This window comes from Flavobacterium sp. GNP001, assembly GCF_054343775.1.
This window is the reverse complement of sequence record NZ_JBTGUX010000001.1, coordinates 2,458,413-2,474,077: the sequence shown is the minus strand read 5'-3', so window position 1 is coordinate 2,474,077 and position 15,665 is coordinate 2,458,413. Positions and strand designations below refer to the sequence as shown.

13 protein-coding genes and 2 tRNA genes are annotated in these 15,665 nt (G+C 35.2%); 11 read left to right on the top strand and 4 right to left on the bottom strand.

Annotated elements, in window-relative coordinates; all coding sequences use genetic code 11:
- Positions 1-130 precede the first annotated feature (130 nt).
- Together ACXX8U_RS10595 and ACXX8U_RS10590 are read right to left on the bottom strand one after the other, a co-directional pair.
- On the bottom strand, positions 131-2,548 hold the full coding sequence (locus ACXX8U_RS10595) for a DUF5916 domain-containing protein (protein WP_458565814.1): 2,418 nt from the start codon (positions 2,546-2,548) through the stop codon (positions 131-133).
- Between the two features lie 134 nt (positions 2,549-2,682).
- Positions 2,683-5,037 carry a DUF5916 domain-containing protein gene (locus ACXX8U_RS10590; protein ID WP_458565813.1) on the bottom strand — a complete coding sequence of 785 codons (2,355 nt, stop codon included), beginning with the start codon at positions 5,035-5,037 and terminating at the stop codon, positions 2,683-2,685.
- A 225-nt stretch (positions 5,038-5,262) separates the two neighbouring features.
- Between ACXX8U_RS10590 and ACXX8U_RS10585 the strand changes: the two genes are divergently transcribed.
- The 3 genes from ACXX8U_RS10585 to ACXX8U_RS10575 all read left to right on the top strand — a co-directional run bounded on the left by ACXX8U_RS10585 (position 5,263) and on the right by ACXX8U_RS10575 (position 6,438).
- On the top strand, positions 5,263-5,985 hold the full coding sequence (locus tag ACXX8U_RS10585) for a murein L,D-transpeptidase catalytic domain family protein (protein WP_458565812.1): 723 nt from the start codon (positions 5,263-5,265) through the stop codon (positions 5,983-5,985).
- A gap of 262 nt (positions 5,986-6,247) precedes the next feature.
- Positions 6,248-6,320, top strand: a tRNA-Gly gene (locus tag ACXX8U_RS10580).
- A 45-nt stretch (positions 6,321-6,365) separates the two neighbouring features.
- Positions 6,366-6,438 (top strand) — tRNA-Gly (locus ACXX8U_RS10575).
- 122 nt (positions 6,439-6,560) lie between these two features.
- On the opposite strand, the gene pepE is transcribed toward ACXX8U_RS10575, so the two are convergent.
- Positions 6,561-7,268, bottom strand: a complete 708-nt coding sequence (gene pepE, locus ACXX8U_RS10570; protein WP_458565811.1) for a dipeptidase PepE — start codon at positions 7,266-7,268, stop codon at positions 6,561-6,563.
- Between the two features lie 147 nt (positions 7,269-7,415).
- Here pepE and ACXX8U_RS10565 point away from each other — a divergent pair, with 147 nt between their 5' ends.
- The 7 genes from ACXX8U_RS10565 (at position 7,416) to ACXX8U_RS10535 (ending at position 13,732) form a co-directional block, all read left to right on the top strand.
- Positions 7,416-8,162, top strand: coding sequence for a hypothetical protein (locus ACXX8U_RS10565; protein ID WP_458565810.1), 747 nt, complete (start codon positions 7,416-7,418; stop codon positions 8,160-8,162).
- Positions 8,155-8,886, top strand: a complete 732-nt coding sequence (locus ACXX8U_RS10560; RefSeq protein WP_458565809.1) for a BamP family beta-assembly machinery protein — start codon at positions 8,155-8,157, stop codon at positions 8,884-8,886. The genes ACXX8U_RS10565 and ACXX8U_RS10560 overlap by 8 nt, the downstream gene beginning before the upstream one ends.
- A complete protein-coding gene (locus tag ACXX8U_RS10555; RefSeq protein WP_458565808.1) occupies positions 8,876-9,634 on the top strand; it encodes a peptidase associated/transthyretin-like domain-containing protein in 759 nt (252 codons plus the stop codon). Before ACXX8U_RS10560 ends, ACXX8U_RS10555 begins: the two co-directional genes overlap by 11 nt.
- A 205-nt stretch (positions 9,635-9,839) precedes the next feature.
- The gene (locus ACXX8U_RS10550; RefSeq protein WP_458565807.1) at positions 9,840-10,343 is read left to right on the top strand and encodes a DUF6702 family protein; all 504 of its coding nucleotides are present in this window, start codon (positions 9,840-9,842) and stop codon (positions 10,341-10,343) included.
- A 64-nt stretch (positions 10,344-10,407) separates the two neighbouring features.
- A complete protein-coding gene (locus ACXX8U_RS10545; protein ID WP_458565806.1) occupies positions 10,408-12,651 on the top strand; it encodes a M1 family metallopeptidase in 2,244 nt (747 codons plus the stop codon).
- 110 nt (positions 12,652-12,761) lie between these two features.
- Positions 12,762-13,163, top strand: a complete 402-nt coding sequence (locus ACXX8U_RS10540; protein ID WP_458565805.1) for a twin-arginine translocase TatA/TatE family subunit — start codon at positions 12,762-12,764, stop codon at positions 13,161-13,163.
- The gene (locus tag ACXX8U_RS10535) at positions 13,163-13,732 is read left to right on the top strand and encodes a phosphatase PAP2 family protein (protein ID WP_458565804.1); all 570 of its coding nucleotides are present in this window, start codon (positions 13,163-13,165) and stop codon (positions 13,730-13,732) included. The genes ACXX8U_RS10540 and ACXX8U_RS10535 overlap by 1 nt, the downstream gene beginning before the upstream one ends.
- A 109-nt stretch (positions 13,733-13,841) precedes the next feature.
- On the opposite strand, the gene ACXX8U_RS10530 is transcribed toward ACXX8U_RS10535, so the two are convergent.
- Positions 13,842-14,483 (bottom strand): O-methyltransferase, encoded by a 642-nt coding sequence (locus tag ACXX8U_RS10530; RefSeq protein WP_458565803.1) that lies wholly within the window; start codon positions 14,481-14,483, stop codon positions 13,842-13,844.
- 111 nt (positions 14,484-14,594) lie between these two features.
- On the opposite strand from ACXX8U_RS10530, the gene rlmN reads away from it, so the two are divergent.
- The gene (gene rlmN, locus ACXX8U_RS10525; protein ID WP_458565802.1) at positions 14,595-15,638 is read left to right on the top strand and encodes a dual-specificity RNA methyltransferase RlmN; all 1,044 of its coding nucleotides are present in this window, start codon (positions 14,595-14,597) and stop codon (positions 15,636-15,638) included.
- The last annotated feature ends 27 nt before the right edge of the window (positions 15,639-15,665 follow it).

The following is a 15,665-nucleotide window of genomic DNA, read 5'->3' as shown; positions in this document are numbered from 1 at the left end:
TTTAAACAAAGGTAAAGTATTTCTAAAAATCTTGAGGAACATGAAAACCACAATTGCGTAATAGATTAAATAGCTTCAAAAAAAATGATAATTCTATTATTTGCAGTTGTAATTTTTAAAATTAATGCAGTTATAAGCGTTTGGCTACTTGGTTTGCATCTATAAAATAGCGAACACTAATAGAGAAAACATGATTCAAGGCATCATTGTTTAACAAAGCAGTTACATTATTTGTGAATTCTTTATTGATGCTTCGATCAAATTTACCTGCATTGTTGCGGTATAAGACTGATACTTGACTGCCAGGAGCAAACCACCAATTGTACGATAAATCGGCATTCCAAGAGTAAAAACTTGAATTCTTGTTTGCGTTATAAGTGTTATTTGGATTCAATCGGCCATCATTACCTAAGGTAAGTGCATTTTTGTTTTCGGCATACGACCAGTAATGACGCAAAGCAATGTTAAAAGTCATTTGACTGTTCAAGGAATATTTACCTGATAATGTATTGGCATAAGTTACCACATTACGGTTAGCAAAAACAATTGTGTTGGGTGTTGCTGCATTTTGATCTTCATTTACACTATCAATGAAACCCTTATTGTTATTTTGTCTAGAGAAATTGAAATTGTAATTCAATGATAACTTGTCATTGAAACGGTATCTCGGTCCCACAGAGAAGCCATATGATTTGCGACCTGCTTCATCAAAAACAGAAAATGAAGGATTAAAATCAAGAGCAAAAGGATTGTTGTAGTTGGTCGAAATGTAAATAAAACCGCCAATTCTAGTAGGGCGAATTACGAAACGATTAGCTGATCGAGGTTCGTAATAATCATAAGTTTCTACCGGGTTAGCATCGAATCCGAAACCAATGTAATGGTTTTTTTTGGTGTTTGAATTCACCTGATAGTTGATATTACTCGATTGTATTTTTCCAGTTTCTTTTTGAAATTGAGTGTAGGCATTAATCCTAGTGTTAAAGGAATTGAAATATTTAGTAGGGTTTAAAATTCTGTAACTAGCATTACCATAAACGCTATAATAGTTGGTTTCGAAATTGATCCCCAAATCATTATTGTCAAAATCTTTACTCATGACATCGCCTCCAATGCCATAGCGAAATTTACCGCTTGTTTCAGCAAAGTTAAGTTGCGAATTGATTCCAGTTTTAGTTGAGCCTTCATTGACATGACTGTATTTAAAATCGCCCGATAAGTTGTAGGTGTTTTTTTTAGTATTCAAATCCCAAACTAGTGCCGTTACGTTTCCGTCTCTAAAACTTCCGTCGCGAGTGACATTGGTGTTTACAAATGAAACAGAGGAGTTTTTGCGAAAGCGCTGATCAAGTACCAAAACATTATAATTAGCCAACGGTTCAAGTAATTCTCTGCGTGTTTCTCCAGTTACAGTGTTAGCTATAGTTGCCGAGGTTTTTTGAGTAACGGCGTTCAAAATTCCTACTCCAAGTCCATTTTTAGTTCTTCCTGATACCTTGAAGGCATTTATTAAACTTACATTGGCGGGGTTCTCAATAAGTACTTCATTGGTTCCAACTGATGGTGAATTCGTTGGATTACCACCAATCCTTCTAGAGTAAACCAAATTTCCTTTGCTAAACAAATCAGTTCCCTCTGTAAAAAAAGGCCTATTTTCATTAAATTGTTGTTCAAACGGACCCAAATTCAGGATTTGATCATCAAATTTTGTTTGACCAAAATCAGGTATCAAAATCATATCTAAGGTAAAAGCATCATTGATACCGTATTTCACATCCAAACCACCCTTAAGCGTTCCTACTGTTTTTTGTCGAGAATTGGCATCAACATAAAAAGAGGAGTAAGGCAATAAAAAGAGTCGAGTTGGTGGTTTTATATTTTCAATTCCTTCTAAAATTCCAGTTTGTTGTGTAAAAGTGCCTAATTTGGAGTCGATAAAATTCCATGTGTATTTAAATCGATCTCTGCGTACTTCTCTAAAAAAGTTTAGACCCCAAGTTTGTTTTTTCTCCGCTGAAAATCGCAATGCAGCATATGGAATTCGCATTTCTACGTTCCATCCTTTATCTGTGATTATGGCTTTGCTTCTCCACACAGCATCCCAAGAATAATCTTCTCCATTAGTGTCTGTTGCAATACAATCGGCTTGACCATCGGCAGCATTTACAAAAAATTGAAAATCTTGCTGCCCGTCATTAAACCCATTGATAAAAACTCCAAATACATCTGAGGTACCAAAATCATCGCGTTGTGTAATTTCGCGAAGAATTTTTTCAGGATTTTCATCTTGCATGATTGCGGCTATGTAAATGGCATCGTTGTCATAAAGAACGCGCACTTCAGTTTTCTTATTTTCAGGAATTGGTTTACCGTTATCAGGTTCAAATGTGATAAAATCACCCGCTATTGGCGCAGTTTGCCAAACAGACTCGTTGATTTTTCCGTCTATTTCAATTTTGTCAGATACGAATTTTGTTTCTAATTTTTTTCTTTGTCCAAAGCTGCTGATTGCACTTAAAAATAGGATAAAAAAGAGCAGTTTTTTCATGACACGATTGATTGGTTGATTGATGATGATTGTAAAACCAAAATAGCTTCAAGAAGATTGTCTTTTTTTGCTTTTAAGTTTGCATTAATAGACTAGTTTGTCTTTGAAATGTTACAGTTGTAGCATAAAAAATATTATTTTAACACATTTGCATCAATGAAATAACGGATACTTATTGATAACACACTAGTTAGGTCGCTGTTGAATACGTTTTTTAAATTTGTGTTTAAATTTTTCTCAACCGTACTAGCACGTTGTAGGCCGTAATTACGATACAAAAGTGAGATTTCACTGCCGGGCGCAAACCACCAAGAGTAGGACAAATCAAAGTTCCAAGAATTAAAATTTCGGTCTTTATTTAGGTTGTAACTGTTGTTCGAAGTTAAAAATCCATTTGGCTGCAGGGTAAAAAACTCTCTATTTTTAGAGTATGACCAATAGTAACGTGCAGTTAGGTTGAGTGTCATCTTATTGTTGATGGAGTATTTTCCGGTAAGGTCGTTTTGCAGGATTTCGCGGTTTCGTTCTGTAAAAATAATTTCACCATTGTCACCAAAATCAACCCATCCGCGATCTTGATTTAATTTTGAGTAATCAATAGCGAAGGCTAATGATAGTTTGTCATTAAAACGGTACTTTGGGGACGCGTAAAATTCGTAAGTGTTACGTCCTTGTTCGTCAAATTTTACATAGCTAAAGGTCATATCTACCAAAAAGGCATTGTTTCTGTTTAATTCAAAACCAAAATAACTGGATAAATTTCTTGGTCTGTAAACATAACTGCCGTAAACGCGAGGTTCGTAAAAATCATATACTGTAAAAGGACTTGCCGTTACTCCTAGTTCAAAATAGTTGTTTTTCAAGGTAGTTCCTTTAACAACAGTTTTGTACCAAGCTTCTTGCATTTTACCGGTAGTGTTTTGTAATTCTAAATTGAGTTCTTGTTCCACTTTTAATGTGTTAAATACTTTAGTGGGGTTTAAAATACGGTAGCTAACATTAGCAGAAGCAGCATGATAGTTAGTGTAAAAGATAATCCCTAGGTCATTGATGTCATAGTTCTCAGATAAATATTTTCCTGAAAGCAAATAGCGATAGCGGCCACTAGTTTTTTCAAAGTTGATGCTTGTTTTGTAGCCACTGTAATTTTTAGTGTCATTCACATTACTAAACTTAAAATCACCATATAAATTATAGGTATTTTCTTTAGTACTTAAATCATAAAGTAAGGCAGATGCATTGGCATCCCTAAAACCGCCATTTCGGGTAGTGTTGGCATTCACAAAAGTAACCGAAGAATTTTGATTAAATCGTTGGTCAAGTACTAACATGTTATAATTAACTAAGGGCTCAATTACCGCTTTGCGGGTCGTGCCAGTAGCTTCATTTAGAATTGTTGCTTTCGTTACTTCAGTAATAGCATTTAAAAATCCAACGCCTAGTCCTTTTTCGGTGCGGCCTGAAACTTTTACCGCATTTATTAAATTGACAGTACTTGGGTAATCGATTATCTGTTCAGTATTATTTAATTCGGGTTCACTTGTTGGCGATCCGCCAATTCTGCGGGAATAAAACAGTCCACCCTTATTGAATAGATCTGTTCCTTCAGTAAAAAAAGGTCTGTTTTCTTCAAAACGTTGTTCAAATGGCAATAAGTTTAAGATGGCATTATCAAATTTTGTTTGTCCAAAATCAGGTACAAGAATAGCATCTAAAGTAAATGAATCATTGATTCCGTATTTTATGTCAAGTCCCGCTTTAAAAGTATTATCATAACCAATATCGCTTTTTTGTGCATAGGCTGAAGCGTACGGAATAAGAAATAATCGAGTAGGAGTTTTGATATTTGATATGCCTTCTAAAATTCCGGCTTGTGGAATCACAGCTCCAATTTTGGTATCAATTCGGTTCCAAGTATATTTTTGAACGTCTCTTTTTATTTCGCGCATAAAGTTCAAGCCCCAAACTTGCTGATCTGATTTTGAAAAACGCAAAGCAGCATAAGGAATTTTCATTTCAACAGACCATCCAAAATCAGTTAATACCACTTCGCTGTCCCATATAGCATCCCAGCTAAAATCGTCAAATTCTTCTATTGCCAAGCAATCCATTTGTACTCCAGCGGCACTAACAAAAAAACGAAAATCTTGCTGGCCGTCATTAAATCCGTTGATGTACACCGCAAAATGATCCGATACTCCAAAAACATCTCGGTTGGTTAATTCCTTTTGAATTTCACTCGGTTCGTTGTCATAAAGCAGTGCCGAAATGTAAATAGCATCATTGTCATAAACGATTTTAACCTCTGTTTTTTTATCCGCGCTAATAGGTTTTCCATTATCGGGTTCAAACATGATAAAGTCAGTAGCTACTGCAGTTGAGCCCCAAATTGCTTCGTTAGCTTTGCCGTCTATGATGATGCTTTCGGTGGTTTTTTTGGCTTGGAGTATTTTTTTTTGACTGTAATTATTTACAGAAAATAATAGCATGAGCAAAGCTATTGAATATTGTGGTTTTGGCATGAAATGGTTGGTTAGTTCTGAACAAAAGTAATAAAATTAACAAATAAATTGTAGTTTTTTTCACCATCTGCTATTTTATTGTTCCTTTTACAAAAATACCTGTAAGAATAAAATTGTGTTAAAAATTATTCATTTCTCAATAAATAACTTAGGTTTGCAAACCCAAATTTATTTACAACCTATAGATAATCAATGATTTATAATACACTTCCTACGCTATTTATTTCGCTTTGCTCATTATTTTTACTTTCTGAAAATGGTACTTCTATTTCAACAGAAACTAAACAATCGTTTGTTGCTCGTCATGAAGTGTCACATCTTGACGAAGTAGAAGTTCTTTATCAAGATTTACAGCTCAAAAACAAACAAATTCCAACATTAGAAAGTTTCCAGCAAGCCGTGGATGCCTATACCAAAATAAAGCACAAAGGGCTTGTGCAAAAGGAACTGCTTACTATTATTGATTTTAGTTTGTCGGCAAATACTAAACGATTATGGGTAATTGATATGGCCACCCACGAAGTTAAATTTCATTCTTTGGTATCGCACGGACGCAATACTGGCGAAGAGTTTGCTACTTCATTTTCAAACGCTGCAGAATCTTTTAAAAGTAGTCTTGGTCTTTATCTAACTGCAGAGGTTTATTCAGGCAAACATGGTTTATCACTTAAATTAGATGGTCTCGAAAAAGGAGTAAATGATCATGCGAGAGCAAGAGGTATTGTGATGCATGCCGCCGATTATGTTTCGGAATCTTTTATAAAAAACAATCAAAGGCTGGGCAGAAGCCAAGGTTGTCCTGCTGTACCAAGTAGTATTTCTAAAGAAATTATTAATCTTATTAAAAACAAATCTTGCTTTTTTATCTACCATCCTTCGCGTGCAGTTGCTTTGGGAGGCACATTTGTTTCATAATTGATAGTTGAAAAATCGAATTGTTTAAAAAAAGAATTAAATTTTGGTCTAAATTGAAGGTTAGAGAGCTTGATTTTCCTTTCGGATAATTAATTTTTAATTTTTTTTTCGTCAAAATTATTGATGATAAGATTTTCACAGTAAATAAATTAGGTGCTAAAATCTACTTTGTTGAGGTCAAAAAGCGGAGTGAATTTTAGTTTTTTTCAGAAAAAAACTTGCAAGAAAGCAAAGTTATTAAGTATATTTGCACCGTTGTAATGCGAAAGTAGCTCAGTTGGTAGAGCTCCAGCCTTCCAAGCTGGTTGTCGCGAGTTCGAGCCTCGTCTTTCGCTCTAGGTTTCAAATCTAGTTTTGAAGCAAAAAATAAATATTACAATGCGAAAGTAGCTCAGTTGGTAGAGCTCCAGCCTTCCAAGCTGGTTGTCGCGAGTTCGAGCCTCGTCTTTCGCTCAAAGCCTCAAACATTTGTTTGGGGCTTTTTTTATGCAGTTTATTCATCTCTTATTTGTAGATTCTGTTTTAAACCATAAAAAAAATCCAAAGCAATCTACTTTGGATTTTTTTTAATTTCCTTATTTCAAAGCACTCAAATCAGAACCAGTTGGTAACTCCTCTGCTAATTGATTTTTCAAGAAGAGTCTTGCTGTTAAAGGACCTTTTAGTGTTACTTTATCTGCTTTCACCTCAATCCAACTTCCTTCGCGCAGGCCCAAAACTGGAGCCGAGTTGTACGCGTGAAATTCTTTAATGCGGGTTTCTCGTGTTTCGCCCATGTGAGTAGATGTTGGATCAGGATCAAGATAATGCGGATTTATGTTGAAAGGAATAAGTCCTAGTGTTTGAAAACTTGGTGGATAAGCAATTGGCATATCATTAGTCGTTTGCATACTCAAGCCACAAATATTACTTCCTGCACTACATCCCAAATAAGGAGTTCCTTTTTTTAGAACTTCTGCTAGAGCGCCCATTATTTTGTTCTTGTAAAGCTGAGAAACCAGTACAAAGGTATTTCCGCCCCCTGTAAATATTCCTTCGGCTTGGTAAATTGCACTTTCAGGATTGTCATATTCATCAATGCCTACGACTTTTTTATTGATTTTGGCAAATGCACTTTTTACTTTATCGGTGTAGTCTTCATGGCTCATACCGCCTGGCCTTGCATATGGAATAAAAAGAATAGTATTGCATTGGCTGAATAACAATTCTAATTCTGGAAGTAAATATTGTAAATATTCTTCATTAGCTAATGTCGAGGTACTCGCTATGATGGCGTTTTTCATAGATTAATATAATTTTTTTGATAAAGGTATTAAAGTCTGTTTTTGTATTCCTTTTTAATTAACATTTTTTTACCACGGCATTAGTATTAAATTTGGAGTTGAGTATGATACTTTTACGTGCTTAGGGATATAGTTATGCAACATACAATGCGGATATACTGTTTATTTTTGGTTCTTTTTGGTTTTAATTTGTCTGCACAAAATGCAAATAGATCAATTGTAAAAGGTCGAGTTGAGGTTGTTCGTACAGATGCGGCAGGGATTTATGTCGCTAATAATACTACAAATGATGTTGTGCAGACAGATGCAGAGGGTAATTTTGAAATAAAAGCTACCGTGGGTGATGCCCTTTGTTTCACGGCTCCTCAGTATAAAGAATTTTGTTTGGTGCTCACTGCAATTACTTTACAAAAAGAGGTGTTGTCAGTTTTTTTGAAACGAATTGTCAATGAACTCGATGAAGTAGTTGTTGCAGAGAAAGTTAGCGCTACCAGTTTGGGCATTATCCCGAAAGGACAAAAAGTATATACACCTGCAGAACGGAAATTATATACGGCTACACATTTAAATGCTTCGGCAAATGCAGGGAGCATGGCCGGAGGATCTATTTCGGCTGATCCGCTTTTGAATTGGATTTCAGGAAGAACGAAAATGTTAAAAAAAGAACTTCAAATTGAGAAAAAGGAGCGCTACATGCGGCAATTTGAAGCTTTGTTTTTGCCAGATTATCTTATTAGTAAACTTAAAATCCCATCAGATTATGTAAAAGGTTTTGAGTATTTTGCCATCGAAGATCCTCAATTTGTGGCCTCTTTACAATCTAAAAATAAATCAATGAGTCAATTTTTAATTAATGATTTGGCCTTAAAATATAAAAAAATACTAAGTGAATAAACATAGAGTCCTATTGTTGCTGTTTTTCGTGCTGTTGATGCAAGGCATTAGTGCGCAAGTCAACTTGAGTCGTCAGTTAAAAGGTCGGGTTGTTGCTGATTCTGTAAGTGTAGACCGAATCAATATCAACAACATCACAAGTAAAGTTTTGGTGCTTACTCAAAGTGACGGTACTTTCGAAATTGAGGTTAAAAACGGTGACGTACTCGTCTTTTCTGCTGTAAATTTAGAAACCGTGCGAAGAACGATTTCAGTCATGGATCAAGATGCAGGGAATGAAATGCAAATTCGAATGTACTCCAAAAGTATCATTTTAAAAGAAGTGGTTATTGCGGAATCGTCTATTACCGCTGAAAGTTTAGGGATTATTCCATATGGTCAAAAAAAATATACCGCAGCAGAACGAAAGTTGTATACAGCAACTTCTGGTGGAGGAATAGATGGCTTATTAAATACTATTTCTGGTCGGAAGGCCATGCTTAAAAAAGAGATTTTGGTCGAAAAAAAAGAAAGTAATTTATATCGATTAGAAACTTTATTTGACGAAACCTATTTTACTGAAACTTTAAAAGTGCCACAAGATTATGTAAAAGGATTTTTATATTATTGTGTTGAAGATAATGCTCTTGCAGCAGCATTGAAAGCCAAAAACAAAACATTGGTTATGTTTTTAATTGTGCCCTTGGCTGAAAAGTACAACCAACTTCGAATGAGTGAAAACTAGTATCTATCTCCTTTTGTTTGGATTTAGCACTGCGGTAATGCTGGCGCAAGATCAAAAACTAACTTCGATTAGAGGTTTAGTTGTGTGTCAAGAGCAATCCATCGCCGACGCTACAATTAGAAATTCAACCACGGGGCAAGAAGTTAAAAGTAACAGTATTGGAAGTTTTTCTGTTTTAGCAAAAACAGGAGATGAACTACTTGTTTCGGCGTTCAATTATGAGACTGTTCGAAAAATAATAACAGCACAAGATTTACTTTCAAGTATTGTAAAATTTGAACTTCCACAAAAAATTACTGTATTACCCGAAGTCATTATAAGGGATCAATCGATTACGGCACGCTCGATTGGAGCTCAATTCACAGAACCCAAACGGTTCACGGCTGCAGAGCGAAAGCTTCAAACTGCTGGAGATTTCAAACCAATTATGTTGTTGGGATTACTTGGTGGTTCAATGCCGCTCGATCCTTTGATTAATAAAATTAATGGACGAACGAAAAGATTAAAAGTTTTGGTTGCCTTGGAGAAAAAGGAGCAAGTAATAAAGCTTTTGTCGGAATGGTTTGAGCCTAATTTTTACACCGATCAACTACAAATTCCATCGGAGTTTTGTTCTGGTTTTAAGTTTTTCGTTGCTGAAGAACCTTCTTTTGTAGTTTTAATGGATACTCGAGATAAAAATAAAATTGCTTTTGAACTGGCTATTTTGGCTGTAAGATATAAATCGCTTTTGGGGTCACGTGATTAGATATAGCCTGTATTTATTTAATAATGAAATGTATTAAATTATTTTTAATTGCACATTTATAAACTTCTTTGCTGTTTTTTTTTTGCATTCTATTAAAAAAATCATAATTTTTTTTAAGTCGAGATGAAACCTTTTGCGTTTTTTGGCGTCTAACTTATTCTAGTTCGCAAGTGTTATTTGCTCAAAAGGAATTATTGTTTATAAAATGAAAAAATCAGTTATAGTTATTTTACTGGCATTGTTAAGTTTGACGGTGTCTTCATTTGCGTATCACAAATTTTATGTAGGCCTGTTTCAGGTGAATTTCGTGCCTGAAAAAAAAATGTTACAAGTTACAGCTCGGTTGTTTGTTGATGATTTAAACGTGGCATTAGGAAAAAAATACAACAAAAAAGTGTACTTGGGAGATGAAAAAGAAACCACAGAGGATGTCGTTTTATTGAAAAAGTATTTGAGTGAAAAATTCAATATCAAAATTAACAACCAAAGTAAAGCGTTTTCCTTTGTTACAAAAGAATTAGAAGGTGATGTTTTGGTTTGTTACCTTCGTGTAAATGAAGTAAAAAAAATATCGGAACTTGAGGTGTTTAACAGTTTGCTTACTGAGAGCAGTTCAGAGCAACAAAACATCATGCATTTTAATATAAAAGGAACTAAAAACACCTTACTGATGACTAGTAGTTCTGCTCGCGGAATGTTAAAATACTAATTTAACAGGCTCGTAATCACTAAAATTCTTAATTTCACACCAGATAATAACCAGATTTCTACTTATGAAAAAATTGTCCTTTTTACTATTTTTTCCTGCTATGCTCTTCGCACAGGAAAAACCGGCGACAGTCGCGCCAAGACAACCAGGCAAATACGACACTAACAAGTTTAGCCAAATGTATGATCTGATGGCTACGCCAAACATGTTTCGTACTGCTTCTGGAGCGCCAGGTCCAGCTTACTACCAACAGCAAGCAGACTATAAAATCAACATTGAGCTTGATGACAAAAAATCAAGATTAACTGGTTCTGAAACCATCACTTATACTAACAATTCCCCAGATACTTTAGAGTATTTATGGGTCCAATTAGACCAAAACCAGCAAAATAAAAATTCACAAACTCCTTTGGCAGAAAGCCAAAGAATGGATCAAGTTTTGCCTGCATCAAATTTTGCAAGCAAGTTTTTCAAAGATCCATTAGAGCGTGGTTTTAATATTGAGCAAGTAAAAGATGCAAAGGGCAATCCTTTATCATACGTGATCAATCAAACCATGATGCGTATCAATTTGGCTACTCCTCTAAAACCAGGTGAGAAATTTTCATTTGGAATTAATTGGTGGTACAACATCAATAATTACAGAGCAGAAGGTGGTCGTTCTGGATACGAATTGTTCGAAAAAGAGGGTAATAAATTATATGTAATTGCTCAGTTTTATCCAAGAATGGCAGTGTATAATGATGTTGAAGGTTGGCAAAACATGCAATTCTGGGGAACAGGTGAGTTTACTTTGCCTTTCGGAAACTTTGACGTAAACATTACTGTACCTGCTGATCACGTGATGGAAGCAACTGGGGAGTTAATGAACCGTAGCGAAGTATTTACCCCAGAGCAGGTTAAAAGATACGAATTGGCAACAAAATCATATGATAAGCCAGTGGTTATTGTAACTCAAGCAGAAGCTGAGGCGGCTGAAAAAGGTTTCTCAGATAAAAAGAAAACATGGAAATTTAGCGCCAAAAACGTAAGAGATTTTGGTATTGCTACGTCTAGAAAGTTCATTTACGATGCAATGGCTGTAAAACTGAATGAAAAAACAGTTATGGCAGTATCAGTTTATCCAAAAGAAGCAAACCCATTATGGGGCGAAACTTCAACTAGAACTGTGGCGCACACTTTAAAAAGTTATTCAGCACACACGTTTGATTATCCTTACCCAAAAGCAGTTTCAGTATCTGCCGAAGATCAAGGAATGGAATACCCAATGATTTGCTGGAACTATGGTCGTCCTGACGAAAAAGGTGTAACAAGCGATCGTATTAAAAACGGAATGATTGGTGTAGTAATTCACGAGGTAGGACACAACTTTTTCCCGATGATCGTTAATTCTGATGAGCGTCAATGGTCTTGGATGGATGAAGGATTAAACACGTTTATGCAATACATGGCTGAGCAAGAAATGAATGTTAATTTCCCTTCGAGCCGTGGACCTGCTAGTAAAATTGTTCCTTACATGAGCGGTGATCAAAAATTCTTGGAGCCAATCATGTCTAACTCTGAAACGATTGTTCAATTTGGTTCTAATGCTTACGGAAAGCCTGCAACGGGTTTGAACATTTTGAGAGAAACAATCATGGGAAGAGAATTATTTGACCATGCATTCAAAGTTTATGCTAACAGATGGAAATTTAAACACCCAACTCCAGAAGATTTCTTCAGAACGATGGAAGATGCTTCAGCAGTTGATTTAGATTGGTTTTTTAGAGGTTGGTTTTACTCAACAGACTATGTTGATATTGGTGTAAAAGAAGTGAAGCAATATTTTGTTTCTGAAACAGCAACTAAAGAGTTAAAAGATGCAGTAGTGCGCAGAGGACGTTTCGGACAAGAAAAAGGGCCTTTCGTTTATTTAGTTCCTGGAACAAGCGAAGAGTTGCCAGCGAAAGATAAAAAAGCATTGGCTATTTCAGATGTTAATTTATTATCTGATTACGTAAATAAAAACTTCTCAGCAGAAGAAAAAACGGCGATTAAAGCACCTAAATTTTTCTACGAAGTGGAGTTCAACAAGCCAGGCGGAATGTTAATGCCTATTATTGTGGAGTTAACTTATGAAGACGACACTAAAGAAACATTCAAGTATCCAGCTCAAATTTGGAGAAAAAACAATGATACTGCCAAAAAAGTATACGCTACTGCAAAGGCAATCAAAAAAATTCAAGTAGATCCAAAATTAGAAACTGCTGATATTGATGTAACCAATAACACTTGGCCAAAAGAAGAAGTGAAATCGAAATTTGACTAAGGTTGAAAATAAAAAAAAAGACTCTGCAAAGAGTCTTTTTTTTATGAAATAATTAAAAGTCAAAGGGTCAAAAAGTAATATCTTTGTCTTTGAAATAAAATTACACTATTATGTTCGGTATAGGAGGAGGCGAATTAGTTTTTATCATGTTTATTGTGCTCATGCTTTTCGGATCAGATAAAATTCCTGAAATCGCACGCACTTTGGGTAAGACCATGGCGCAACTAAAAAACGCTACAAACGATATTAAGAATGAAATTCAAAAAGGAGCTGAAGCTAATGGATTTGATTCTAAATCATTAACTGATTTTACAGGAAATATTACTAGCGAAATCAACAAAGCAAAAGAAAATTTAATTGGTGATACAACACAATTCACAAGTATTACAGAAGGTTTTAATAACGAAATCAATACTGTGAAAGACAATTTAATTGTAGATGCAAGTAAGCCTCTTGATGCAGCTAAGGAAGTTATTGAGGAGATAGAAGGTCCAATCAAACGCCAAATGTAATGCTGGACAAACTACGTGCACTTGATATTGATTTATTCGTTTTTCTTAACGGTTTAGGTTCAGAGTCTTTCGATCCTTTTTGGTTGTTGATTACAAAACAAATCAACTGGATTCCTCTTTTTTTGTTTTTACTATACCTTATTTACTCCAAAATAGGTGTCAAACAAACCATTTATTTACTAGTTTTTGTAGCATTGTTAGTTACGTTTACAGATCAAGTCACAAACTTATTTAAAAATGGTTTTCAACGTTTGAGACCATGCAATAATACTGATATTAACTCTTTCATTCGAGTTGTGCAACAACGTGGCTCGTATAGCTTTTTTTCAGGCCATGCTTCAAATTCTATGGCAGTTGCAACTTTTATATTTTGTATTTTTCGATCTCAATTTAAATATTTTGGTTTCATTTTTTTATGGCCGTTAGTTTTTGCTTACAGCCGAATATATCTTGGTTTACATTATCCGCTAGATATACTTACTGGCTATTTATTTGGAGTTTTAAGTGGTCATTTAGTATTTAAAACTTATTCTCATTTTCAAAAAAAGTATTTTCCGCTAGGACGATAATTTTAAAAACAGTAGAATTAAATCTTTAGTATAAAATTCAAAATCCGAAATCATGTTACTACAAAAAGTAAGATGATTTCGGATTTTTATTTTGAAAAAAGTTTTAGTTTTATAGAACACGGCTGACTGTCAAGCCATCTCGAATGGGCAATAAAACAGTTTCTACTCTTGGGTCTGTAGCTAAAAGTTGGTTGTATTCTAATAATACTTTTGTGCTCAAATCTTTCGGGTTCAAAGGTTCTAAAACCTTACCGCTCCAAAGTACATTATCAGATAAAATAATGCCACCCGGATTCATTTTTGGCAGAATCAATTCAAAATATTCCAAGTAATTTTCTTTGTCAGCATCAATAAAAACCAAATCAAATTTAAGTTCTAGCGTGGGTATAATGTGAATTGCTTCGCCTAAATGCTGTACAATTTGTTCTCCCCAAGGCGATTTGTCAAAGTGCTTTCGCTGAAAATCGACTAATTCTTCTTTGATGTCAATCGTATGCAATTGCCCTCCTTTTTGCATGCCTTCGCAGAGACATAATGCAGAATAGCCGGTATAGGTTCCTATTTCTAGTATGTTCAATGGTCTAATTAGTTTAGATAACATGCTCAAAACGCGACCTTGAAAATGCCCACTTAGCATTCGCGGAAGCAGAATTTTTTGGTAAGTTTCTTTATTCAAAGCCGCTAATAATGCAGGTTCTTTTTCAGAATGTTGTTCGATGTAATCCTCTAATTCAGGCGATATAAAATGCATGATTCAATTTTTTTTGCAATGGATTGCAAAGTTACCAAATTATAAAATCAACAAGTGTGCATTTCTTTAAATTGATGAAATAAATCAACAAATAGTCATTAAATTTGCAGCATGGAAATCGATAAAAAAGACATACGATCTTTATCAAAAGAGCAACTTCGTGATTTTTTTGTGGCTAATGGCGACAAAGCTTTTCGAGGTAATCAAGTGTATGAATGGTTGTGGAGCAAAGGAGCTCATAGTTTTGAAGATATGACTAATGTTTCAAAAGGAACACGCAGCATGCTCGAACAGCACTTTGTAATCAATCATATTATGGTTGATACGATGCAACGGTCAGAAGACGGAACGGTTAAAAACGCAGTTCGTTTACATGATGGTTTGGTTGTTGAGTCGGTTTTGATTCCTACGGCTACCAGAACAACCGCTTGTGTCTCTAGTCAAGTTGGGTGTAGTTTAGATTGTAATTTTTGTGCTACGGCACGATTAAAAAGAATGCGCAACCTAGAACCTGCCGAAATTTATGATCAGGTTATTGCTATCGATAAAGAAAGTCGTTTGTACTACAATCATCCACTTTCGAATATCGTTTTCATGGGAATGGGCGAACCGCTTATGAATTACAACAATGTTTTGAAGGCGATTGAAATGATTACTTCTACAGAAGGTCTCGGAATGTCTCCAAAACGTATTATGGTTTCTACATCAGGAGTTCCTAAAATGATAAAAAAGCTGGCTGATGACGATGTCAAATTCAAATTAGCTGTCTCTTTACACTCTGCAATTGATGAAGTTCGCGCACGTATTATGCCTTTTAGCGCTAGTTTTCCATTAGCTGATTTGCGTGAATCGTTAGAGTATTGGTACCGTAAAACAAAAAGTAAGGTTTCTTATGAATACGTAGTTTGGAAAGGGATAAATGACAATAAACAAGCGGTTGATGCATTGGTTAAGTTTTGTAAATACGTGCCATGTAAAGTAAACTTGATTGAATACAACCCGATTGATGATGGAGAATTTCAACAAGCTTCCGAGGAGTCGATCAATGCCTACATTAAGGCGTTAGAGGCCAGTGGGATTGTGGTTAAAGTACGTCGAAGCCGCGGTAAAGATATTGATGCTGCCTGCGGACAATTGGCAAACAAAGAAGCATAAAAAAATGGAGTTCAAAGTTGAGCTCCA

Bases quoted from the DNA above. Each gene is read 5' to 3' on its own strand.
- ACXX8U_RS10540 (WP_458565805.1), top strand. From the start codon at position 12,762: ATGTTCGGTATAGGAGGAGGCGAATTAGTTTTTATCATGTTTATTGTG.
- ACXX8U_RS10585 (WP_458565812.1), top strand. From the start codon at position 5,263: ATGATTTATAATACACTTCCTACGCTATTTATTTCGCTTTGCTCATTA.
- rlmN (WP_458565802.1), top strand. From the start codon at position 14,595: ATGGAAATCGATAAAAAAGACATACGATCTTTATCAAAAGAGCAACTT.
- ACXX8U_RS10590 (WP_458565813.1), bottom strand. From the start codon at position 5,037: ATGCTATTATTTTCTGTAAATAATTACAGTCAAAAAAAAATACTCCAA.
- pepE (WP_458565811.1), bottom strand. From the start codon at position 7,268: ATGAAAAACGCCATCATAGCGAGTACCTCGACATTAGCTAATGAAGAA.
- ACXX8U_RS10565 (WP_458565810.1), top strand. From the start codon at position 7,416: ATGCGGATATACTGTTTATTTTTGGTTCTTTTTGGTTTTAATTTGTCT.
- ACXX8U_RS10530 (WP_458565803.1), bottom strand. From the start codon at position 14,483: ATGCATTTTATATCGCCTGAATTAGAGGATTACATCGAACAACATTCT.
- ACXX8U_RS10545 (WP_458565806.1), top strand. From the start codon at position 10,408: ATGAAAAAATTGTCCTTTTTACTATTTTTTCCTGCTATGCTCTTCGCA.
- ACXX8U_RS10550 (WP_458565807.1), top strand. From the start codon at position 9,840: ATGAAAAAATCAGTTATAGTTATTTTACTGGCATTGTTAAGTTTGACG.
- ACXX8U_RS10535 (WP_458565804.1), top strand. From the start codon at position 13,163: ATGCTGGACAAACTACGTGCACTTGATATTGATTTATTCGTTTTTCTT.
- ACXX8U_RS10595 (WP_458565814.1), bottom strand. From the start codon at position 2,548: ATGAAAAAACTGCTCTTTTTTATCCTATTTTTAAGTGCAATCAGCAGC.